General features: G+C 52.4%; 20 protein-coding genes. 12 read left to right on the plus strand and 8 right to left on the minus strand.

Annotated features, from left to right (window positions below; all coding sequences use genetic code 11):
* Window positions 1-18: 18 nt before the first annotated feature.
* Together K5Y32_RS11360 and K5Y32_RS11365 are read right to left on the minus strand one after the other, a co-directional pair.
* The gene (locus K5Y32_RS11360; protein ID WP_222183858.1) at window positions 19-2328 is read right to left on the minus strand and encodes an FdhF/YdeP family oxidoreductase; all 2310 of its coding nucleotides are present in this window, start codon (window positions 2326-2328) and stop codon (window positions 19-21) included.
* 643 nt (window positions 2329-2971) lie between these two features.
* Window positions 2972-3241: a DUF3606 domain-containing protein gene (locus tag K5Y32_RS11365; protein WP_342455165.1), complete on the minus strand. Its 270-nt coding sequence runs from the start codon at window positions 3239-3241 to the stop codon at window positions 2972-2974.
* Window positions 3242-3525: 284 nt separating this feature from the next.
* On the opposite strand from K5Y32_RS11365, the gene K5Y32_RS11370 reads away from it, so the two are divergent.
* Window positions 3526-3765, plus strand: a complete 240-nt coding sequence (locus K5Y32_RS11370) for a transcriptional regulator (RefSeq protein WP_222183860.1) — start codon at window positions 3526-3528, stop codon at window positions 3763-3765.
* Between the two features lie 64 nt (window positions 3766-3829).
* On the opposite strand, the gene K5Y32_RS11375 is transcribed toward K5Y32_RS11370, so the two are convergent.
* Window positions 3830-4708, minus strand: a complete 879-nt coding sequence (locus K5Y32_RS11375; protein WP_217547631.1) for a LysR family transcriptional regulator — start codon at window positions 4706-4708, stop codon at window positions 3830-3832.
* A 104-nt stretch (window positions 4709-4812) separates the two neighbouring features.
* Between K5Y32_RS11375 and budA the strand changes: the two genes are divergently transcribed.
* Genes budA through K5Y32_RS11390 form a run of 3 tightly spaced genes read left to right on the plus strand, consistent with a single transcriptional unit; the run spans window position 4813 to window position 8080 of the window.
* Window positions 4813-5595, plus strand: a complete 783-nt coding sequence (budA, locus tag K5Y32_RS11380; protein WP_222184305.1) for an acetolactate decarboxylase — start codon at window positions 4813-4815, stop codon at window positions 5593-5595.
* A 15-nt stretch (window positions 5596-5610) separates the two neighbouring features.
* Window positions 5611-7290: an acetolactate synthase AlsS gene (gene alsS / locus K5Y32_RS11385; RefSeq protein WP_222183862.1), complete on the plus strand. Its 1680-nt coding sequence runs from the start codon at window positions 5611-5613 to the stop codon at window positions 7288-7290.
* Window positions 7291-7306: 16 nt separating this feature from the next.
* Complete coding sequence (locus tag K5Y32_RS11390) at window positions 7307-8080, plus strand: (S)-acetoin forming diacetyl reductase (protein WP_222184307.1); 774 nt, start codon at window positions 7307-7309, stop codon at window positions 8078-8080.
* A 394-nt stretch (window positions 8081-8474) separates the two neighbouring features.
* On the opposite strand, the gene K5Y32_RS11395 is transcribed toward K5Y32_RS11390, so the two are convergent.
* Window positions 8475-9335, minus strand: a complete 861-nt coding sequence (locus tag K5Y32_RS11395) for a LysR family transcriptional regulator (RefSeq protein ID WP_222183865.1) — start codon at window positions 9333-9335, stop codon at window positions 8475-8477.
* A 101-nt stretch (window positions 9336-9436) separates the two neighbouring features.
* Here K5Y32_RS11395 and K5Y32_RS11400 point away from each other — a divergent pair, with 101 nt between their 5' ends.
* Both K5Y32_RS11400 and K5Y32_RS11405 read left to right on the plus strand, forming a co-directional pair.
* A complete protein-coding gene (locus K5Y32_RS11400) occupies window positions 9437-10288 on the plus strand; it encodes an alpha/beta fold hydrolase (RefSeq protein WP_222183867.1) in 852 nt (283 codons plus the stop codon).
* 4 nt (window positions 10289-10292) lie between these two features.
* Window positions 10293-10895 carry a glutathione S-transferase gene (locus K5Y32_RS11405; RefSeq protein WP_222183869.1) on the plus strand — a complete coding sequence of 201 codons (603 nt, stop codon included), beginning with the start codon at window positions 10293-10295 and terminating at the stop codon, window positions 10893-10895.
* 205 nt (window positions 10896-11100) lie between these two features.
* Here the strand turns inward: K5Y32_RS11405 and K5Y32_RS11410 are convergent, their stop codons facing one another.
* From K5Y32_RS11410 to K5Y32_RS11420, 3 genes are all read right to left on the minus strand, one after another.
* On the minus strand, window positions 11101-11706 hold the full coding sequence (locus tag K5Y32_RS11410; RefSeq protein ID WP_222183871.1) for an N-acetyltransferase: 606 nt from the start codon (window positions 11704-11706) through the stop codon (window positions 11101-11103).
* Window positions 11707-11830: 124 nt separating this feature from the next.
* Window positions 11831-12964, minus strand: a complete 1134-nt coding sequence (locus K5Y32_RS11415; protein ID WP_222183873.1) for an aminotransferase — start codon at window positions 12962-12964, stop codon at window positions 11831-11833.
* Window position 12965: 1 nt separating this feature from the next.
* Complete coding sequence (locus K5Y32_RS11420) at window positions 12966-13928, minus strand: ornithine cyclodeaminase family protein (protein WP_222183875.1); 963 nt, start codon at window positions 13926-13928, stop codon at window positions 12966-12968.
* Between the two features lie 281 nt (window positions 13929-14209).
* Here K5Y32_RS11420 and K5Y32_RS11425 point away from each other — a divergent pair, with 281 nt between their 5' ends.
* The 6 genes from K5Y32_RS11425 to K5Y32_RS11450 all read left to right on the plus strand — a co-directional run bounded on the left by K5Y32_RS11425 (window position 14210) and on the right by K5Y32_RS11450 (window position 20448).
* On the plus strand, window positions 14210-14845 hold the full coding sequence (locus tag K5Y32_RS11425) for a transcriptional regulator (protein WP_370635105.1): 636 nt from the start codon (window positions 14210-14212) through the stop codon (window positions 14843-14845).
* A gap of 578 nt (window positions 14846-15423) precedes the next feature.
* Window positions 15424-16671: an extracellular solute-binding protein gene (locus K5Y32_RS11430; protein WP_222183877.1), complete on the plus strand. Its 1248-nt coding sequence runs from the start codon at window positions 15424-15426 to the stop codon at window positions 16669-16671.
* Window positions 16672-16680: 9 nt separating this feature from the next.
* On the plus strand, window positions 16681-17589 hold the full coding sequence (locus tag K5Y32_RS11435) for a carbohydrate ABC transporter permease (RefSeq protein ID WP_222183879.1): 909 nt from the start codon (window positions 16681-16683) through the stop codon (window positions 17587-17589).
* Window positions 17579-18418, plus strand: a complete 840-nt coding sequence (locus tag K5Y32_RS11440) for a carbohydrate ABC transporter permease (protein ID WP_222183881.1) — start codon at window positions 17579-17581, stop codon at window positions 18416-18418. Before K5Y32_RS11435 ends, K5Y32_RS11440 begins: the two co-directional genes overlap by 11 nt.
* Window positions 18418-19362: a carbohydrate kinase family protein gene (locus K5Y32_RS11445; protein ID WP_222184311.1), complete on the plus strand. Its 945-nt coding sequence runs from the start codon at window positions 18418-18420 to the stop codon at window positions 19360-19362. Before K5Y32_RS11440 ends, K5Y32_RS11445 begins: the two co-directional genes overlap by 1 nt.
* A 3-nt stretch (window positions 19363-19365) precedes the next feature.
* The gene (locus tag K5Y32_RS11450) at window positions 19366-20448 is read left to right on the plus strand and encodes an ABC transporter ATP-binding protein (RefSeq protein WP_222183883.1); all 1083 of its coding nucleotides are present in this window, start codon (window positions 19366-19368) and stop codon (window positions 20446-20448) included.
* Window positions 20449-20688: 240 nt separating this feature from the next.
* On the opposite strand, the gene bamA is transcribed toward K5Y32_RS11450, so the two are convergent.
* Window positions 20689-23121, minus strand: a complete 2433-nt coding sequence (gene bamA / locus K5Y32_RS11455) for an outer membrane protein assembly factor BamA (RefSeq protein ID WP_222183885.1) — start codon at window positions 23119-23121, stop codon at window positions 20689-20691.
* Window positions 23122-23197 lie beyond the last annotated feature (76 nt).

The following is a 23197-nucleotide window of genomic DNA, read 5'->3' on the forward strand; positions in this document are numbered from 1 at the left end:
GCCTGCCTTATTTTCAATTTAATGGGATTCAACAGCCTGCGGAGTGACAACGTCGCGTGACCGCAGCGTGATACGTACCGGCGCAGATTTATACGATGGCGTACCGCTCTCCTTGTCGATGTAATCCAGCGGGATCAGGACGTTAGCCTCCGGATAATAGGCTCCAATCGATCCTTGTGAGATGGCATAGCGAATCACCGTCATGGATTCCAGACGCATACGGTATCCCGGCACTGCTGACTCCAGATCCACAACATCCCCGTGCTCAAGCCCCAATCGTTCCAGATCAAAGTCACACATAAACAGGACGTCACGGCGGCCAAATACTCCGCGGTAGCGATCATCCATGGCGTAAATCGTCGTGTTGTATTGATCGTGACTGCGAAGCGTAATCAGACGTAGCACGTCGTCGCCCGGCACCGTCAAGTCTTCATGCGTGCCTTGATAAAGCGAAAACATCGCTTTACCGCTCGGGGTCGGCCAGATGCGATCCCGCGGCGGCAGTGGCATCTGAAAACCGCCGGGTTGGCGAATGCGGGCATTGTAATCATCGAATCCGGGTATGGTTTTTTCAATCAGGTCGCGGATGAGATCGTAATCGGCTATCAACTCATTCCAGTTAACCCGCGTTCTCGGCAGAGCCGCGCTGGCCATCCCGGCAACAATGGCCGGTTCAGAACGCAGCAGCGGCGACGCTGGCTTCAACTTTCCGGAAGAGGCGTGCACCATCGACATGGAATCTTCAACAGTGATCGACTGGCGATTGCCAGACTGCTCATCCAGTTCGGTACGGCCGAGGCACGGCAGCAGTAGTGTCTCTTTCCCGGTCAGAAGATGAGTACGGTTCAATTTGGTCGCGATGTGAACACTGAGTTCAAGTTCACGCATCGCCGGAAAGGTCACGTCTGAATCGGGCAGCGCCACGGCAAAATTTCCTCCGAGGCAAATAAGCGCCTTCGCCTGCTTGTCGACTATCGCTTTCATCGCCTGCACCGCATCATGACCATGATGCGACGGTGGTGTAAAACCAAACACGTTTTCCAGCTTATTGAGAAAATCGGACGACGGTTTCTCAGTGATCCCCACGGTACGGTTACCCTGCACGTTGGAGTGGCCTCGTAACGGACAAACGCCTGCGCCGGGTTTACCGATATTGCCTCGCATTAGCAGCAGATTGACCAACAGGCGCACATTATCCGTACCGCGGTTGTGCTGTGTAATGCCCATACCATACGTCAGGATAGTGGCATTCGATTTGACGTAAGCTTCAGCGACGCGCCTGAGATCTGCCTGCTTCAGGCCAGAGTCTTGCTCGATTAATGCCCAGGATGTGGCTTCGATGTCCTCCGCGAAGCGCTCAAACCCTTCTGTGTGCTCGCGGATAAAAGCATGATCCAGTGCCGTACCGGTTTCAGCCTCAATCGCCAGCACCGCTTTGGCGATACCCTTAAGCGCAGCCGAATCGCCACCGGCACGGACTAAATAATACGTTGACGCGATATCGGTTGAGCTGTTGGTTGCCATCTCCATGACATTCTGCGGATCGGCAAAACGCTCAAGCGCGCGTTCGCGCAGCGGATTAAACACGATAATCGGTACGTTACGGCGCGCCAGCTCGTGCAGCGTTCCCATCATGCGCGGATGATTGGTCCCTGGGTTATGACCCATTGAGAGAATAAGCTCTGCGCTATCGAAATCGTCCAGTGACACGGTTCCCTTACCGATCCCAATCGACTGAGGCAAACCTACGCTGGTTGCCTCGTGGCACATATTTGAACAATCAGGAAAATTGTTAGTGCCATACTCCCGGGCAAAAAGCTGGAACAAATAGGCCGCCTCGTTTGATGCTCGACCAGAGGTATAAAACTCAACTTCATCAGGCGGCAGTGCAGCTAACTTATTAGCAATACGCGTAAAAGCCTCTTCCCAGCTCACTTCGATAAAGGTGTCGCTTGCTGCATCATAGCGCAGCGGCGTGGTTAACCTGCCGTATCCCTCCAGCTCATAATCGGAACGCTGCAGCAGCGACGTAATAGTATTTTCGGCAAGAAATGCCGGCGTAACGCGCTTGGTGGTCGCTTCCCATGTGACCGCCTTAGCGCCATTTTCACAGAACTGGAAGGTTGAGCCATGATCCTTATCCGGCCAGGCACATCCGGGGCAATCAAACCCATCGGGCTGATTAGTGCGCATCAGCGTAGGCGGCGCTTTTAAGGTATCCATTTGGTTTTTAACGGCTATTGCGGTTGCCTTAAGTGCTCCCCAGCCGCCTGCCGGGCCATCATAGGGGTGTACGCCTGGTACTGTGCGATGATTTTTTTTGCTCATACAAATTCGGCTCACGTGAATGTAATTTATGATGCTGCAGCCCCTGTGAGGGTTGCTTAACGTAACAGCGATATGTGCAGGTGTTACCTGAGCCTGAATATCCCTTCATCCACTGGTGTTATGGATAGTTTGAAGGTAGCAAAAAAAAACAGATCCCCCACTCTGGTTATCAATTGGTTACTTTTTTAATTCATTCCTCTATGTGGCTAGCCAAGAGCAACGACCGGAATTTTGATCTGTTTACTCAGTGGAAATGTATTACCGCTTAAGGAAGGCGTACCTGAATGATTATTCGGGAACGTAAAGAGTGTCCCGTCGGGAAAGCCGTCATTTGTACTTTCTTCAACGAAATAATTATCTAATGACGATACATATATTTCATCGTGCAAACGTTTTACTTTTTCCAGCTAACTGTCACAATAAAAAAGCTACATAAATAGCGCACTATTATAAAGCGCGCGATATATATAAATGATAAAAATTCTTATTTATAGTGACAACACCGGGGAAAACCTTATGCACACACGCTTTTGTTGGGCAGATTTACGACGCGCCGCAGGTTATCGCGGGCGTTTATAAGCAGCACTTCGCTACCACAAGGTCCGTTCGCCACCCTCACGGGGTGGTTAACGGTTGACCGGCACTAACGTTTTGGGCGAGAAGTGGGGGTTGTCTCAAGCCACGCGCGCACGTTCTCCAGATCCGGTCCGACTTCACGTAGGGCCTGACTCAGTCGGTCTTGTGTGGTGCTTAACTTCAGAGTCCAGAAAGTGATTTGCCACTGCTCGCGTATCTCTACCTGACTGAGGTCTGCGGGAATACGCCGCTGAATATATTGACGGTTTTTCATTATTTTTATCCTTTTCTGTTTTATGCAGGAACGCCCGGCATGAGGCTTGCCAGCGCAATACATTCCCTATATTGAACAATCACCCTGGATAAAATAGAGGAATATTCCTGCTGTTGAGGTGGGGATAAAAAAGAGGAGTAATCCTGGCGAGGCCAGCGATTTATTCTGACATGTGTTAACAATATCTATTTCATTAAACTAAAAAATAATTATTTTCATTTCTTCTTAATAAGCCTCTGATAAATGAGAAAATTAAAACACTGCATCCAGGTCAAGTTAACGTGATGTTTAGAGGCGGGTGAGTGATACACCCAAATTCACTCCATCCCGTATTTAAGGAGTTTTCTTTGAGAAATCAACTTTTAGAGCGGCCCGTGGCCGTACAGCATAATATTCGTGATCTCAGGCTTGCCGCTGGCCTTTCACAACAGAGTGCCGCTGAGCGTTTCGATCTTAGCCTGCGTGTTTGGCAGACGAAAGAGTCTGCGAAAAATCCAGGGCAGCTCAGCCAGGGCGAATATGAATTGTTATTGTTGCTGGCTGGGCAACATCCATATTTTGCACTGGTGTCGCAACAAAAAAAGTAAGCTGCCTTGTCCGTATCATTCGATAAAGATCAAGCACTGCATCAATGTCACAGAGTTAGCCGTATCACTGGCTAATCAAACTGAGTAGATGCATCACCGTCCTGGAGGGATTGTTGCGCCGCCAGGCAAAGGCGATATCGGTAAACAGGGTGTTATTCTCTATTTCGCAAAATGTAACATGCGGGTTGTTCACACAGCACATGGACTCTGGTACCAACGCGATGCCGCAACCTGCTCCAACCATGCCGAGAGACGAGGTGATTTGGGGAGCCTGAATAAATCGTGTTGTGGTGAACCCCGCGCGCAGACAGGTGCTGACGATGAGCTCATACAGGCTGGGAGCGACTTCACGCGGAAACATAATCAATGTTTCGTCCACCAGCTGCGCTAATGCAATGGTGCCAGAGGAGCTACATGCATGGCCCGCAGGTAACGCAATCATCATTCTTTCGGTAGCGATGACTTTCAAATTGAACGCTTTGCTGCTTTCACACGGCAAACGAATAAACGCCGCATCAAGCAACCCATCCCGCAGATCCTGCATCAGCAAAGCCATATTCTCTTCCCTGGCAATGAGTTCCATTGCCGGATAACGCGCTCTAAAACGCTGAAGAAGGTCAAACACGGGTGCCCCGAAAGCGACAGAACTGGCAAACCCGAGCGACATCTGTCCGCTTATACCCCGCGCCATACCACGGGCTTTCTCAAGCGCATGGTCGGCCAGCTGCACAATCTCAGTGGCGTCATTTAGGAATGCCCTTCCCGCCTCGGTGAGTTCAACGCCGCGCGTCAGGCGTTTCAGCAATGGTGTCCCAATCTCATGTTCCAGCCGCTGTATTTGCTGGCTCAGCGGTGGCTGAGAAATGCCGAGCATTTCTGCAGCGCGGGTGAAATGAAGCGTCTCGGCGACAGCAACAAAATAACGCAGATGGCGAAGTTCCATATCAAAAACGTCTCAAAGTTAACAGGTTTCGCTATTGGATTCGTTAAGCCAAAAAGCCCACCATGATATTAACACGGCTTAACTATTGGTTTGCGAGGTGGCAAATGTGTAATTTTGTATCTGCCTGTTCATGCGAGGAACAGCTGAAAGAAACCGTCTTTAAACTCCATGATGATTCACCAGAAAAGGTTATCTATCAGACTTCACTGATGAGCGCGCTGCTAAGCGGTGTTTATGACGGATCCACCACGGTGTCCGATCTGTTAAAGAAAGGCGATTTTGGCCTGGGTACGTTCAACCAGCTGGATGGAGAACTCATTGCCTTCGACAGCAAGGTCTATCAGTTACGCTCCGATGGCAGCGCCAATCCTGCCCAGCCCGAGCAACAAACGCCGTTTGCTGTGATGACTTTTTTCAAACCTGAAAATCGCCACCGCTTTACTGAAACCGCCACGCGAGAAGAGGTTCATCAGGTTATCGACAGCAAAATCACTTCAGATAACCAATTCTGTGCCATGCGTATCAGTGGTCGCTTTCATGCCGTACGGACTCGAACCGTTCCCTGCCAATGTCGCCCTTATCGCTCGATGCCGGAAGTGCTGGGCGATCAGCCAACCTTCGCATTTAAAGAGACGCAGGGTGAACTGATTGGCTTCCGTACGCCGCAGTACATGCAGGGAATCAACGTGGCGGGTTATCACGAGCACTTTATTACGGATGACCGGCAAGGCGGTGGGCACATCCTTGATTATGTGCTGAAGGAGGGAACGCTGACCTTTGGCTCCATCAACAAGCTTGTCATTGATCTACCCCGGGATACCGAATTTCTTCAGGCAGAGCTCACGCCGCACAATCTTGATGAAGCCATTCGCGCCGTCGAAAGCTAACAATAGGGGGGCAATATGAAAACGTTAAAAACCCACACTCACTGGAACAGCGGCGCCGATCTCGTGGTCGCGCAGCTTGAAGCACAAGGCGTAAACCACGTGTTTGGCATCCCCGGAGCCAAAATCGACAAAGTGTTTGATTCGCTAGTGGATTCTCCCATTCAACTCATCCCTGTCAGGCATGAGGCAAATGCTGCCTTTATGGCCGCAGCGGTAGGCCGACTTACGGGACATGCCGGTGTTGCACTTGTGACCTCCGGACCAGGCTGCTCGAATCTGGTTACCGGCATGGCAACCGCCACCAGCGAAGGCGACCCGGTGGTGGCTATTGGCGGAGCGGTGAAACGATCGGATAGCGCCAAACAGGTTCACCAGAGCCTGGATACCGTGTCGATGTTTCGTCCGGTGACGAAATATGCTGTTGAGGTCACCGCCCCCTCCGCACTGACCGAATGTATTTCTAACGCATTTCGTCATGCAGAAAACGGACGCGGTGGAGGTGCCTTTATCAGCCTACCGCAGGATATTGTTGATCAGCCGGTTTCCGGCAGCCCTTTGCAAAACAGTGGACACGTTAAGTTGGGCGCGGCCCCCGATGCCTTAATTGAGGCTGTCAGCCAGGAAATCAGCCGGGCGAAAAATCCGGTCATCCTGCTGGGCCTGATGGCCAGCCAACCAGAAAATAGCGCCGCAATCCATGAACTGCTGTCAAAAAGCCAGATCCCCGTGACCAGTACTTACCAGGCTGCAGGCGCAGTCAGACAGGAGCACTTCTCAAGGTTTGCCGGACGGGTTGGATTATTTAACAACCAGGCAGGAGACCGGTTATTACAGCAGGCGGACCTGATCATCACTATCGGTTATAGCCCGGTTGAGTATGAGCCGGCAATGTGGAACAGCGGCAAAGCCATCCTGGTACATATTGATGTGCTACCGGCTGATACGGATAACCGCTACCAGCCCGACGCTGAACTGGTAGGCGACATTGCGCAGACCGTATGCAAGATTGCCGCCCGTATCCTCTCACCATTAACGCTAAGCCACTCTGCGGCCACTGTACTGGAAGACCGCCAGCAGCAACGGCAATTACTGGCGATGCAAGGTGCCAGCTTAAATCAATTTGCGCTGCATCCTCTGCGCATCGTCCATGCGATGCAAGACATCATTAACTCTGACATCAGCCTTACCGTTGATATGGGAAGCTTTCATATCTGGATAGCGCGCTATCTGTATAGCTTCCGTGCGCGCCAAATCATGATCTCTAATGGTCAACAGACCATGGGTGTCGCCCTACCCTGGGCTATTGGTGCCTGGCTGGTTGATCCTTCACGCAAGGTGGTGTCGGTCTCCGGGGACGGCGGATTTTTGCAATCGAGCATGGAACTGGAAACTGCCGTCAGGCTGAAGGCCAATATCCTGCACATCATTTGGGTTGATAACGCCTATAACATGGTCGCCATGCAGGAAGAGAAAAAGTATCAGCGCATTTCAGGCGTCAGTTTCGGTCCGGTGGATTTTAAAGCCTATGCCGAAGCTTTTGGCGCAGCCGGCTTCTCCGTTAACAGTGCGGCAGAACTTGAGCCAACATTGCGCAAAGCAATGGATGTCAGCGGCCCTGCTGTGGTCGCAATTCCGGTCGACTACAGCGATAACCCGCTACTGATGAGTCAGTTACACCTGAGTCAAATTCTCTAATTGAAAGGACATGATTATGAAAAACAGAGTTGCGTTTGTAACCGGCGCCGGACAGGGCATTGGCGCAGCCATTGCCTTACGCCTGGCAAAAGACGGCTTTTCCGTAGCCATCGCGGATTTCAATCTTGAAACGGCGCAGCATGTCGCTGATGAGATTGTCACATCAGGAGGAAAGGCCATCGCGCTGCAGGTTGATGTCACCCAACGCGATAAGGTTTTTCACGCCGTTGAAGAAGCGCGCCATGCGCTGGGTGATTTCAACGTCATTGTGAACAACGCCGGTATTGCGCCATCAACACCGATTACCGATATCACCGAGGAGATTATTGATAAGGTTTATAACGTCAACGTTAAGGGTGTGATTTGGGGGATGCAGGCGGCGATTAGCGCTTTTTCCGCGGAGAAGCACGGTGGCAAAATCATTAATGCCTGCTCTCAGGCAGGACACGTCGGCAATCCGGAGCTGGCAGTTTATAGCTCCAGCAAATTTGCCGTTCGCGGGCTGACGCAGACAGCGGCTAAAGATCTTGCGTCGAAAGGCATTACGGTCAATGCCTTCTGTCCGGGTATTGTTAAAACCCCCATGTGGGAATCGATCGACAGGCAAATTTCACAAGCGGCGGGTAAACCGGCTGGCTTTGGGACGCAGGAATTTGCAAAACGCATTACTTTGGGCCGGTTATCTGAACCGGAAGATGTAGCCGCATGCGTCGCATTTCTGGCGGGACCGGATTCCGACTACATGACCGGCCAATCGCTACTGATCGACGGCGGAATGGTATTCAACTGATTCGCGGATCGTGCTTACCCATACTGCGGTGTGGGTAAGCTATTGATCATGCGCAGTTGCTCATCGATCCCCGCCCATCAGCACCTTCCTGCGATTCGCCCTCGTGGCCTGTAAAAAAGCGGGACAGCGAGTTTATATACAGCATCACAGGCTGTCATTGGCCGTTATCAGTATCACAGTGGCGTGACGTTTTCAGAACTGATGCTGCCGGATACCATGATCCGTGCAGAGTCCGGAAGTAGCCACCTTCACAAAGTTGGCCGAACAGCGATCCGCATTTATCGGTTTTCGCCCCATAATGGACATGCGTTCTCCACAGGCAGCTTTGTGCCGGAAGCGGGCATTACTAACAACACGAAAATTTCATCAATTAATAGTAGCCAATACACTATTGCTATTTTTGCATCAGCTTAATCAGCATCTCGCAGAAGGCCTCGCTTGCTGGATTTAAGCGATGTTTATTCAGGCGAAGCAGGCAATCAACCGACGGCAGAGGCATCAATTTCTCAAGTTCAGACACATTACAAATCGCTTTCTCTACGCTGTATTGATTGAGTATTCCTACTCCCAGCCCTGTGGTTATCGCCGCAAGCATACCTGCTACTGAAGGACACTCCAGTATCACTGCAAATGGAATTTTTGCCTGGCGAAGTTTCTCCTCAGCCAGGTTACGGTAAAAGCAATCCGGTCCCCAGGTAATAAGTTTCAGGCTCTTATCTGATTCATGCCGCCAGGCAGGCGTTGCGTACCAGTATAATTTTTCACTCCACAATACCCTATCTTCCGGCGAGGCCGTGCCCGTGAAATCCTGATGTAAGATAATTTCCAGGCTTCCTTCAGAAAAATGCTGACGCAGGAGATGACTTTGCTCCACCACCAGTTGTACATCCACCTCGGGGTGATGGTGAGTAAAGGTTGAAATGACCCCGCATACTTCTGTCATTGAGATATGTTCAGTGACCCCAATTCGCAGCTTGCCACGTAGTTCCGAAGGCGAAAAATACGCCACGGCATGATCGTGTTCAGTGAGTATTTTTTCCGCATGGCGTAGCAGAACGCTGCCCTTTTCTGTCGGAACGGCTTTTCCGGCGGTGCGCGTAAGTAGCTGGCATTGAAGTTGATCTTCTAGCCTTTTGAGCTTCCAGCTTACTGCAGACTGGCTCAGGTTAAGAAGTAATGCAGCCTTACTCATATTGCCCGTTTGCACCACGGTTCTGAATACTCTGAGCGCATCAACAGAGAGTCGTTTATTCATTTTTGTATGACAAAAGTGGGTTTACAGATGGAAACAATGTCACTGGTGTCATAGGCAGTCAACGGATAGCCTGGAAGAAACAATCACAATGGAGAAAGCTAATGTCCGCTAACAACCCATTACTGAATGAAGACGTTTTGATAAAAGGTTGTCGCATTGCGACCGGGGTCCATGGTTCAGGTACACCTCTGGTGCTGGTTCATGGCACGCCCGCACACTCGGTAATCTGGCAGTCACTGGTGCCGGCAATTGTCGATGCAGGTTTTCACGTTCACCTGTATGACCTGCCTGGGTTCGGCGCATCAGAGCGCCCGTTGACGGCTGATACCTCGGTTTCCGCACAAGTCGGTTATCTGCTGAAACTGCTGGAACACTGGCAGCTCAAAAAAATACATCTTTTTGGTCACGATATCGGCGGGGCAATTTCACTCAGACTGGCATTCGACAACCCATCCCTGCTGAAGACGCTTACGATTGCCGATATTCCGAGTTACAACTCTTGGCCTTCGCCCACATGGAAAGCTATGCGGGATAACTATGTGGATTATGCGCTGATCCCTGCCACTGAGCATTATCGCGCGATGTCTCGACAGTTAAAGATGGCTGTTTTTAATAAGCATCTTATGACAGAGCAGCGGCTGGAAAGTTATCTCGCACCTCTTTGTGGCGTGGTGGGCCAGCCCTCGTTTTATCAGCATCAGGTTGCGCATTATAGTGCCTGTTACACCAGTGACTTTGCAGAAAAATTGCCGCAACTCCGGCTGCCTGTGCAGATTTTATGGGGCGCCGAAGATGAGTGGCAACCCGTTGAGTATGGAAGGCGTTTACAACGCGACATTGTCTCATCCACCCTGCATATCTATGAACACGCCGGACACTTCTTGATGGAAGATGCCCCCTTAGCTGTCGCCGCACAGTTAATTGATTTTGTTAATCAACATAATATGAGGTAGCGCCATGATCCTAATCGGAATGCTGGATTCACCTTACGTCAGACGGGTTGCTATTTACTTAAAAGTATTAGGTATTCAATTTGAACATCGGCCGATCTCTGTATTCAGCGATTTTGATGCCTTAACGAAAATTAACCCTGCCGTTAAAGTTCCGACGCTTATTACAGATGATAATCAGGTAGTTATCGACTCAACATTAATCATTAATTACCTTGAGAAATATTTCGGTCATTCACCTGCACCAACATCAGCGTCCAGAGCGGAAGATCTGAGAGATTTGCATCTTACCGGATTCGCCCTGGCTGCCTGTGAAAAAGCGGTGCAGATTGTGTACGAACAGCGTCTCAGACCGGTAGAAAAACAGCATCAACCCTGGCTGAATCGGGTAACTCAACAACTTCATGGTGCCTTGCAGACGCTGGAGAACGGGCTGCGGGAAAGTCATCCTGACATGCTGTCCGTGGCCGGTATCAGCATCGCAGTAGCCTGGCGTTTTACAGAATTGATGCTTCCGGATACCTTCAGCCGTACGTTGTATCCGGAAGTAACCGGATTTACATTGCTGGCCGAACAGCGACCGGAATTTTTGGCAACACCTTCGAGTTAGTGAGGGTGAGTTGCTTATTAATTTTTGAGACGGCTACGTCCACGTCAGTCCGGGCGAAATCTGTGTCGGCTCTTCGCTCGTGGCTGCCATCGGATCCTTACCTGAGGCAGCTTCGTGCCAAAAGCGGACATTCATAATTGTTATCGCTTTCTGGGTTAGAGTTGATACGTATAACGTTCTTTGGCAATAAATGCGTTACAGATGTTTAAACAATAAGGGGGACATGTTGGGAAAATTCAGTTGGCAGATGGCCTGTTAATCGTGGATCAGCCAGTATTTCAATTTCTGTGGCATAAGCCCTGAACCCTACACGCTGATAGAATCGCAGAGCAGCAGGATGATCGAAAGTGCAGGTATGCACCCAGAAACGTTCGACTGGACGGGCCCAGACCCTATCCATCACTGAGCTCATCAATGCTTTACCGAGTCCCTTGCCGGTCAGTGAGGAATCAATTCCGAAAAAAGACAATTCGCACTGACCGGGCGTATTGAAGTCCAGCTCAAACATGCCGACATCTTCATTATTGCTCTGTACTGAAAAAACCTCTGTGCCGTGGCTGGTAAGTATCTCTTCCAGCTCCTTCTCACTGATCATTAGCCGCGAACACCAGAGCCAGTCTCCGCCAATTTTACGGTACAATTTTTTATATTCTTCAGGAGCGGGGTTAATGATCCTGCGTAAAGTAATACCTTCAGGAAGCTCTATGTCGATTCGCTCGGGCCTTTTTGACATTTCAAGATGCGTGACGATACAGGCGATATGTCCGACAGGAACGGCTGTTTGCACCGAGTAGAAGGTTTTGTCATGCATGAATTATATCCTTTCGATGGTTTCAGCGGCGTCTGAATCTCTTCAGCAACAAGCCGCTTTGCCGGTTATTGCGCTTTTCAGATATTGCCAGCGCACGTATAAAGGAGATTCGGGCGAAAGACGATTAACTTATATCTTCTGCGAGCTTTTTAATGAAGCGACTCACAAGAGGCAGCCCCTGCTTCAGAACTTCTCTGTTGTTGGCAAATCCGATGCGTACATATCCCTCCATATCCATCGCCTCGCCGGGGGTAAACATTACGCCGTAACGTTCCAGCAGACGGATGCAAAATTCGCGCGAGCTGATCGGCAGCTCATATTTCAGCAGTGCAGTGGTCCCGGCGCGGGGTCTGACATAGCTGATGAGCGGCTCTGAATTGACCCAGGCGTCAAGCATCTGAAGGTTATCACGTAATATTTTATGATTGCGGGCCAGAATTTTGTCCCGGTTCTCCAGCGCCAGTGAGGCGAAGTAGTCATCCAGCACGCCCACGCTGATCGTTGTATAGTCACGGTGGATTTCAACCTCTTTGAGCAGAGAATGAGGACCGGCTATCCATCCAAGGCGCAGACCGGCCAGCGAGTAAGACTTGGACATGCTGGCGGTGCTGATACCTTTTTCATAAAGGTCAGCGATTGCGGGACCATAACCATCGCCTTCCTGATTGGTACCGCGATAGACTTCATCGCACAGCAGCCAGGCATCTGCTGCTCGTGCAACCTCTACGATTTCCTTCAATAGTGTTTCATCCATCAGCGATCCGCTCGGGTTGTTCGGATTATTAATGGCAATAAGCTTTGTTTTGTCATCAATGAGCGATTTCAGCTCCTCCGGGTCGGGAAGAAAGTTATTTTCTTCACGCAAAGCCAGAATTCTGACGTTCGCCCCGTAACTTGCAGGGATAGAATAATGTTGCTGATAGGTTGGCAAAACGGAAATTATCGTGTCACCCGGCTCAACAAGGGTCTCATAAATCAGGGCGTTAGCCCCGATTGCGCCGTGCGTGATAAGAATGTTTTCAGCCGACTGTTTGCTGTATTGCTCAGAGATGAGCTGACGCAGTCTTTGTGAACCGGTGATATGCCCGTAAGTCATTTTAATATTCAGCATGTCATCCAGAACCTTCCGGGGTTTACCGGTCATGTCCAGCAGTTGCTGCATGGTCAGGGATTCAACACAGGTTTCGGCAAGATTATATTTACAGTTGTTTTCCCAATCATTCATCCACTGCTCTACACCAAACGGTCTGATTTTCATCTTATTTATCCTGTTCTTTGAGGTAAGACAGCACGCTGTCTGCAATTGCCACATCTTCCAGCCCCAGCCCCAGGGAGCGGAAAAATGCATGTCGTTTGTAACTGGGGCTGATGGCGCTTCCAGTGACCAATTCCGGTAAGTCCCCCCGGATATCCCCGGTGCTCCAGCCAGTTTCGCGGGCCGCGATGACCATCTCGCCTGCGTGCGAGGGAGTGGTCTGCCTGTAATCACAGTAAACGTCCATTTCCTGTAGTGCCCGGGGAGAAACCTCGTGCGCACCTGGCGCGTTCGTGCTGATGGACGTAATCAGGCAGGGCCGGATCAGTCGTTTCACATCGATGACCGGTGTTGCTGAGGAGGTGCATAACATCAGTACATCTGTATCTTTTGCGGCGTCTTCTGCGCTGTGGCAGATTTTCAACATCCCTTCAGTCAGCCCGCATTCACGCTGGATAGATTCAGCTGACTGTGAGCCGCTCCGGCTCCAGATCCTGATTTCTTTCCAGTTGCGCAGCGTCAGGGCATGGCGGATATGAGCGCGCGCAACAGGTCCTGTGCCGATGACCGTTAATATCTGTGCGCTTTCCCGAGCCAGTAGCTCTACAGCCAGCGCAGTGGTGGCAGCCGTGCGTTCTATGGTCAGCAGAGAGGCATCGCACAGCATCAGCGGCATACCATCACTTGCAGACATAAGCAGCGTCCAGGCGGTAATGACCGGCTTATGCTCAGTTACAAGATAAGGCGATATTTTCGCGCCGAGCATCTGGCGAGACATATCCGCGCCAAAATAGTTTATGAAGTCCCCTCTGCAGTTTGGCAGCAGGACGACTTTCTGTGCAGGCTGAACAGCCTGTCCACGCGCAAGACTGGTAAAGACCCGGCGCATGGCCTCTTTGACATCGACATGCAGAAGGATTTCTGCGGTTTGTTCTGCGGTAATAACGGGGATGCCCTTGGAATGCATATGTTTTCCTGACGGACCGCCAAACTGGCTGGCCTGTGGTAAGGTGTGTACTTAAAAGTACATTATGCACAAATTGTTTACAAGATGGTTTTATGTGGCCTGGCATTGCCGTTCAGGTATGAGATGGCGGAACAATGACGGATTCCGGAGATTTCTATAGCGGTACCGGAATATCGTTTTGCTTAGCCAGCGATGCAGTATTTATCAGGTACATCATGATATGGTTCGCCCCCGGAAAAACGGCATTATTTCAATCTGCACCAATCGCACGGAATGAGGATATGAAAATGGTAAATATGCACGGCCCGGACAATGTCCAGCTGAGTTTGCTGAAGTCAGTTGCAGACGGTATTGCCGCGCTTTTCTTTCCGAGCGTGGAAGTCGTTATCCACGATGTAGAAGCGGGCACTGTGGCCTACATTGCGAACAATCTTTCAAAGCGCAAGCCAGGCGATGATGCGGGTCTTGATGATTTTCAACAGGACAAACTGGCACCGGTAAGCGGCCCATATGAAAAGCTCAACTGGGACGGAAAAAAAATGCGCTCCGTCACGATCGCGACAGGAGACGATAAGACACCGGGTTACCTTCTTTGCATTAACCTCTGCACAGCGGTGTTTGAAGACGCCAGGAACGCGCTTGACATGTTTCTTTCCGTTACGCGGCTTCAGCCTCAGCCAGAACAACTTTTCCGTGATGACTGGCAGGAGAATATCAATACTTTTCTGCATGAATGGATTCGACGCGAGGGTACATCGCTGAGCGCTCTGACGCGAGAACAGAAGAAAAATCTGGTACAGAGCATGCACAGTGAGGGTGCTTTTCGTGCAAAGAATGCAGCCGATTACATAGCGGGCGTACTTTCACTGGGACGTACAACCGTTTATAAATATCTTAGAGAGTTAAAAAAACAGTGATCTGCCAGAAATTTAGTTGAATATTCAAATCTCATTACAGCGGGTATGGCTTACCGCTTCTCACTAAAGGTCCGCTTCTCGCTCATAGCGGACTAAACGTTAGTTTGTTTAGCTGGATATTGCACGTCGTTCATCCAGCCAGGTCATTACCCACCCCAAGCGCTGCTAATGCTCGTTATCACGCGCGGCTGTGCCATCAGCAAAAAACCTCATCCTAACAAGCTCCTGATAACGGCATTTCGTCGTAATGAAATGCGCCTTCATGCAGCAAGTCATCACGCATCTGCACCTAAACAATGCATTCTGCAAACGGCTTATCTCCACCTTTCACAACTGCCCTCCTTCAAAACCCAAATGAATATCTATGACCACCCACACATTTTACAATCTGTTTACCTGACAGCGGCCAAAATCTGTGCAAAGTAGTGTCCAGCGGCAAACGAGATTTATGCCCTGGCACGTCAATTGCTTTAGCTAACCGATGTCAGCCGCAGCAACCTGACAACCTGTGCGCGTTATTAAATCCATCAAATTGATTTAATAAAACACCCTCTTTTTGCATCAAGGCGGAAAACACCATGAAAATCCGATTCAACCCAGTCATAAAAGGATGTTTTGCAGCGGTTCTGTTAGCCAGCGTAGGCAGCGCGGCAGCGGCGACCACGTTGAATGCGCTGTTTATGACGCAGGCGGCGTATAGCGAAAATGATATCCGCGCCATGACGCAGGCGTTTCAGAAAACGCACCCAGACGTGCAGGTTAATCTTGAGTTTGTGCCGTACGAAGCGCTGCATGACAAAATTGTTGCGGCGCGTGGCGCGGGCGGTAACGGCTACGATGTGGTGCTGTTCGATGCCATCTGGCCGGCAGAATTCACTAAGTTCGATCTGTTGCAGGACGTCAGCAGCCGCATCAGCGCTGATGAAAAAGGGCAGATTTTCCCCGGCGCAATGAACACCGTTGAGTTCAAAGGCAAAACCCTCGGCATGCCGTGGATCCTCGATACCAAATATCTCTATTACAACAAAGCGATGCTGGAAAAAGCCGGTATCACCACGCCGCCGCAAACCTGGCAGCAGGTGATGGATGACGCGCGCATCATCAAGCAGAAAAACATCGTGAAATATCCGCTGGTGTGGAGCTGGTCGCAGGCGGAAGCGCTGGTGTGCGATTACACCACGCTGGTATCAGGTTTCGGTGGCAAGTTCTATAACAACGACAAACTCGATTTCTCCTCACCGGCCTCGCTGCAAGCGGTGAAGCTGATGAAAAGCTCGCTGGATGAAGGCTTGAGCAATCCGGCTTCACGCGAATATCTGGAAGAGGATGTGCGTAAAGCCTTCTCCAATGGCGATGCGGCTTTCGCGCTTAACTGGACCTACATGTACAACATGGCCAACGATCCGAAGCAAAGTAAGGTCGCCGGTCAGGTGGGCATCGTTCCCGCGCCAGGCGATGCGCCGGGCAAATTCGGTGCGGTAAACGGTTCGATGGGCCTTGGCATCACTAAAGGCAGCACGCATGCGGATCAGGCATGGCAATACATCAGCTACATGACTTCACAGCCGGTGCAGAATAAATACGCCACGCTGAGTCTGCCGATCTGGAAAAGCTCGTATCAGGATCCGGCGGTGCTGAAAAACCAGGAAAGCCTGATCGCGGCGGCGGATAAGTCGCTTAACGTGATGCTGTCGCGTCCGGAAACTGCTGACTATTCGCGTCTCTCCAACACGCTGCAGCAGCAGTTGCAGCAGGTGCTGGTGGGCAGCGCAACGCCAGATGCCGCGCTGCAAGCGGTAGATAAGAGTGCGGCGCGTCTGCGCTAAGGGGCAACAATGCTGAGTTTGCGTCAACGCGAACAACGGCAGGCATGGGTGCTGCTGGCACCCATGTTGTTGGTGATGCTGTTGCTCACCGCATGGCCGCTGTTACGCACTATCTGGCTGAGTTTCACCGATGCCGCCCTGATCGGCAGCGGTGAAGCGCCGGGCTGGATTGGCTTTGAAAATTACCTGTTCGCCATCACCGATGCGGATTTCCGCAGCTCGCTGTGGCGCACGCTCTATTTCACCGTGGTGTCGGTGGCGATTGAAGGCGTGATCGGCGTGCTGGTGGCGCTGTTGCTGAACCAGAAATTCGCCGGTCGTAACGTGCTGCGGGTGCTGGTGATTCTGCCGTGGGCGCTGCCGACCATCGTTAACGCCATGATGTGGCGTCTGAATTTCAACCCGGATTATGGCAGCATCAACGCCCTGCTGACGCAGTTAGGGATCATTGATGGCTATCGCAGCTGGCTGGGTTCGCCGAATTCGGCGCTCAACGCGGTGATGTTCGCCGATATCTGGAAAAACTATCCGCTGGTGACCTTGCTGGTGCTGGCGGCACTGCAATCGATTCCCGACGATCTGTTTGAAGCCGCACGGCTGGATGGCGCATCGGCGTGGCGGCGTTTTCGTGCCATCACCTTCCCGGCGATTGTTGGCCCGCTCAGCGTGGCGCTGGTTCTGCGCACCATCGACGCCTTCAAAATCTTCGACATCATTTACGTGATGACGCGCGGCGGTCCGGTCGATAGCACCAAAACCCTGAGTTTCTACGTGTATCAGGAGTCGTTTAGCTACTTGCGGGCCGGCAGCGGCGCGGCCTACGCGATGTTGATGACCTTGCTGTGCGCGGTGCTGATCACGCTTTACATGTTGTTACTGTGGCGCCAGCGCCGCAAAGGAAGCGCTCATGAAGATTAAATTGCGCCATGTCGGTAAATACGCCGCCGCGCTGCTGGTAGCGTTTTCGGTGTTAGCGCCGATGGGCTGGCTGTTTTTGATGAGCGTCAGCGCCGCCAGCGATCTCACCCGCGTGCCGCTGGAGTGGCTGCCGCGCCAGTGGGATTTCACCCGCTACGGCAAGCTACTGTCGCTGGAGCCGGGCCAGCCGGGGGTGTTGTTTCTGCATGCGCTCGGCAACAGCCTTTTAGTCGCCACCGGCGCGACAATTATCTGCTTATTACTGGCGATTCCGGCGGCATTCAGCTTCTCGCGCTATCGCGGGCGCGACGGTTGGCTGTTCGCCTCACTTGCCATCTATATGGTGCCGCCGGTGGCGTTCGTGTTGCCGCTCTACTTCCTGTTGCAGCAGTTCGATCTGCTCAACACGCGGCCCGGATTGATCATCGTTTACTGCTCGCTGATTCTGCCGTTCCTTACCTGGATGCTGAAAAACCAGTTCGATACGCTGCCGCAGGATATTGAGCAGGCGGCGCGGCTCGACGGCCTGCGCGTCTGGCAAGTGCTGTTACGCATTACGCTGCCGCTGGCGAAGCCGGTGTTGGGGGCCGCCGCACTGTTTGGCTGGCTGCTGGCGTGGGACGAATTTTTCTATGCGCTGCTGTTTACCAGCAATATCGCCGCACAAACCTTACCGGTCACCATTGCCGGATTTACCGCCGGACGCGCCACCGATGATGGCTTGATCGCTGCCGTCGGCATTCTGGCGTCGGTGCCACCGCTGTTTATTGCCATCTGGCTGCAGAAGACGCTGGTTAGCGGCCTTGCCAGTGGCGGGAGCAAAGGATGATGGAGCAGAAACTCACCGCCACGCTGTATGTGGTGGGCAACATTAATGTCGATTTGATCATGGGCACGCTGGATAACTGGCCGCAGCGCGGTACTGAAGTGATGCTGAATCACAGCGAACTGCGTCCTGGCGGTTCGGCGGGCAACTGCGCGCTGGCGCTGGAAGCGATGCAGGTGCGCCATCGCGCGGTCGCCAATCAGGGCAATGATGGCCTGAGCGCCTGGCTGGCAAGTCATTTTCCGCACAGCGCTGCGCACTGGACGCGCTACAGCTGCGAAACCTCGCTTACCGTTGGCGTGACGCATTCGGATCACGAACGCTCTTTCCTGAGTAATCTCGGCCATATTGTGCAACTCACCGCGCAGGATGTGCTGGATCAACTGCCGGCTACCGCATCTGACGGCGATATCGTGCTGCTGTGCGGCACCTTTTTGTGTCTGCATCTGTATAACGATTATCCTGCGCTGCTCGCCGAGTTACAGCAGCGCGGCTTTGTCACCGCCGTCGATACCGGCTGGCCGCCGCAGGGCTGGACAAACGAAGTGCGTCAGCAGGTCACGCACTGGCTACCGCTGTGCGACTGGCTGCTGCTCAATGAGGTGGAAACGCTGGGATTGGCGGCGAAAGACGACTTGCCTGCCAGCGCGCACATGCTGGCGCAGCAGCTGAGCGGACGCGGCGGCTGCGTAGTGAAATGCGGCCCGCAAGGCGCACGTTGCTGGCAGGCCGAACATGCAGCGAGTCAGCCAGCGCGTGCGGTCACGGTGGTGGATACCATCGGCGCAGGCGACAGTTTTAACGCCGGATTTCTCACCGCCCTGCTGCATCAGCAAGATCTTAATACGGCTCTGCAATGGGGTATTTCGGTGGCGTCACTGGCTATCAGCACCTTGCCGCGTCGTTATCCCGACTGGCATCAACTGCAACTTTCCCAGGAGTTTTAAATTATGGCCAGTGTTGAACTCGTAAAAGTGGCCAAACGCTACGCAAAACAGTCGGTGCTGCATCCGCTCGATCTCACCATTCCTGACGGCAGTTTTACCGTGCTGGTGGGCCCATCCGGCTGCGGGAAGTCGACGTTGCTGCGTTTGCTGGCCGGGCTGGAGAGCCTGTCGGATGGCGCGATCCTGATGGATAAAGTACAGATCAACGATCGCGATCCGGCCGACCGCGATATCGCCATGGTGTTTCAGAGCTACGCGCTTTATCCGCACTTAACCGTGGCGGAGAATCTGGCGTTTCACATGCAGGTGAAGAAGGTGAAGCGCGAGGAGCAGCAAACTAAAATTGCGCGCATCGCCGGAATTCTTGGCATCGATAAGCTGTTGCAGCGCTATCCGCGTGCGCTATCGGGCGGACAGCGTCAGCGCGTGGCGATGGGCCGCGCGATGGTGCGAAATCCCAAAGTGTTCCTGTTCGATGAGCCGCTGTCAAACCTCGATGCGCAGCTGCGTATGGAGCTGCGCGCCGAGATCAAATCACTGCATCAGCGTTTCAAAACCACCATGGTTTATGTGACGCACGATCAGGTTGAGGCGATGACGCTGGCCGATCAAATTGTGGTGATGAAGGATGGCCGCATCGTGCAGCAAGGCGCGCCGCTGGCGATTTACGACCGTCCGGCGGATACCTTTGTCGCACGCTTTATCGGCTCACCGCCGATGAACCTGTTACCGGCACAGTTGATCACCCGCGATGGCGTGCCCGGCGTGCAGTGTCAGGATCTGTGGCAGCCGCTGCCCGCGCGCTGGCAAGCGGCAGCGCGCGAGCGTGCAGGCGCAGCCGTGACGCTCGGCGTGCGCCCGCACGATCTGCTGGAAGCCAGCAGCAACGCCGCAGCGTTGGTGAAAGTGGTGGAGATCACCGGCGAATCAACTTTGCTGCATCTCGAATGGCACGGTCAGCCGTTGCATATGCAGATCGCCGGTCGCCACGCAGCGGTGAGCGGCGACAGCATTACGCTGGGCTTTAACGCCGAGAAAATTCATCTGTTTGATGCAGAGACGGGAATGCGTTTAAGCGAATCGTAATCGTCTGTTTGCACGGCCGTCGTAGGGTCGCCATTTATGGCGACCGCTCTAACAAATAAAAAAGCCACCCAAACCTGGGTGGCGAAATAAAATTCATCGCATGCATAACAACGATATTCGCGAACACTCATTCCTTAAGCATTTCACAACGGCTATTTTACTCTGCTGGCTATTTTATTCTGTCTTCACCGTTTAAAGATAATGTAAAACTCCTCTCAACCTTTAACGGATTAAGTACATCTACCAGGTTTTACCGATATTAAACTGGAACTGCTCTGACTTATCGCCCTCATATTTCTTAATCGGCAACGCATAAGAAAATACCAGCGGCCCCAGCGGTGACTGCCATTGCAAAGCCACGCCGCTTGATACGCGAATCTGGCTGGGATCGCCATAATCGGCAATCCCCGCCGCTTTGGTGGCAGCGGTGTTCTGCCAGCCGGTATCCCACACGGTGCCGGCATCGACAAACAATGAAGTGCGTAGCGAATCGGCATAGCGCTCGCTGATAAACGGCGTTGGAACAATTAGCTCCGCGCTCACCACCGCCATCGCATTGCCGCCCACCGCATCATCCGATTTCTCCACCGGGCAAGCACCGTAACTGCTTTCGCTGCCGCTGCAGCGGTAATAGGCGGCTTTTGGGCCGATGGTGTTGGAAGAAAATCCGCGTACCGAACTGGAACCGCCGGCATAGAAGTTGTCGTAGAACGGCACTTCTTTGCCGCCTAAACCGTCGGCGTAACCGGCTTTACTGCGGCCCATTAGCACCCAGCGATGGTCGCTGCTCAGCGGCAAGTAGCCGTTGGCGGTCAGCGTGCTTTTGTAATAACTGTTGGTGGAACCTGGAATGGTCACTTTGGTGTTGAAACCGGCGCTCACGCCCGAGGTGGGGAAGAAGCCACGATCCAGCGAGTTGTAGCTCCAGCCAATATTCCAGAAGAAATCGTTGGCGGTAAATTTGTCCGCCACGGTGGCATCGTCATCGTCGTCATCGCTGGTGATGACTTTTGGATGAATGCCTTGCGAACCGAGATAGCGCCACATTGCTACCTGCGGTGCCATATTGCTGACACGGTTATAGACGTAATCCAGTCCGCTGTTCACGCTGCTGTTTTCGCCGATCGGGAAGCTTAACGTGCTGCTCGCGCCGAAGCTCTTCAGCGTGTATTCGGAAAGATCGTTATCCTCCGCGCTGTAATCGTTGTAGAACAGTTTGCCGCCCAGACTCACCCCATCCACGGTGAAATAGGGATCGGTGGCGGCGATTTCGACATAAGTTTGATAGCTGTTTTTCGTGCCGCTAAAACTCACGGTATTGCCGGTGCCCATCCAGTTATCCTGGCTGACACCAAGCTGATAACTGATGCCGCTGTCGGTGCCGTAACCCAGCCCAACGTTAAAGGTGCCGGTATTGCGCTCCTTCACTTTGTACACCACATCCACCTGATCCGGGCTGCCCGGCACGCGCTGCGTATCAACATCCACGCTTTCAAAATAACCGGTACGATTAAGGCGCGCCTTGCCCTGCTCCACCTGATTGCTCGCCAGCCATGCGCCTTCCATCTGACGCATTTCACGACGCAGCACCGCATCTTTCGAGGTGTCATTGCCCGAGAAACGCACCTGTCGCACTGAGAAGCGCCGCCCGGCATCGACATTCACGTGTAGCTGCACGGTTTTATCGCTGTCGTCTATTTCCGATTGCGTATTCACCTGCGGGAACGCATAGCCGTAACGACCGAGCAGGCTTTTAATCGCCTCTTCGTTTTGGCTGATTTTTGCCCCGCTGTATAAGCTGCCCGCCGGCATGTGCGCCAGTTTTTCAATTTCGGCGGAATAGCCGGCCATATTTCCGCTCAGCGTTACGCCGCTAACATGATAAACATCGCCTTCATGAATATTTATCGTGACGTAAATATGCTTTTTATCCGGCGTTAAACTGACTTGTGTGGAATCGAGGTTAAAGCGTGCGTAACCGCGATCGAGATAATAACTGCGTAGCGTCTCTAAATCGCCCGAGAGTTTCTGTTTCTGGTATTTCTGATCGGCGATCAAATTCCACCACGGCACATCGTCGCGCAGCTGGAAATGCGATATCAGTTCGTCAGCGGAAAAAGCGTGGTTGCCGACAATGTTGATCTGCTGAATTTTAGCCGACACGCCTTCGGTGAAAATGAACTTCAGATCGACACGGTTGCGCGGCAACGGCGTGACGACCGCTTTGACGCTGGCAGTATATTTCCCGGCGCTGTAATAGAAATCTTCCAGCCCTTTTTCCATATCCGATAGCGTGGTGCGGTCCAGCGCTTCACCCACGCGCACGCCCGAGGCATCAAGGTTCTGCTTGAGCTGATCCTCTTTAATCGCTTTGTTGCCAGAGAACGAGATGCTGGCAATCGCCGGGCGCTCTTTGACTTTAATCAGCAGCGCATCCCCGTCACGCAGCACCTGCACATCGTCAAAATTGCCGGTGGCGAACAGCGCGCGGATGGTGTTGCGAATATCATCATCATTGACGCGATCGCCAACACGCAGCGGCATATGCAGCAGCGCCGCGCCGGGTGCGACGCGCTGAAGCCCAGCAAAGTGAATATCCTTTAGGGTGAAATCATCTGCACCAAAGGCAGTGGTGGTTACCATAAAAAGTAACCCGGTTAACATCTTCTTCATCTGTTGTGAGCCTGCCGTTTTTCCTGTGCCTGATTCAAGCGCCTTGCTTCCGCACCACATAAAAACGGGCTGAACA

Origin of the sequence: Pantoea sp. DY-15 (genome assembly GCF_019795935.1) — a bacterium.
Lineage (GTDB): Bacteria > Pseudomonadota > Gammaproteobacteria > Enterobacterales > Enterobacteriaceae > Pantoea > Pantoea leporis.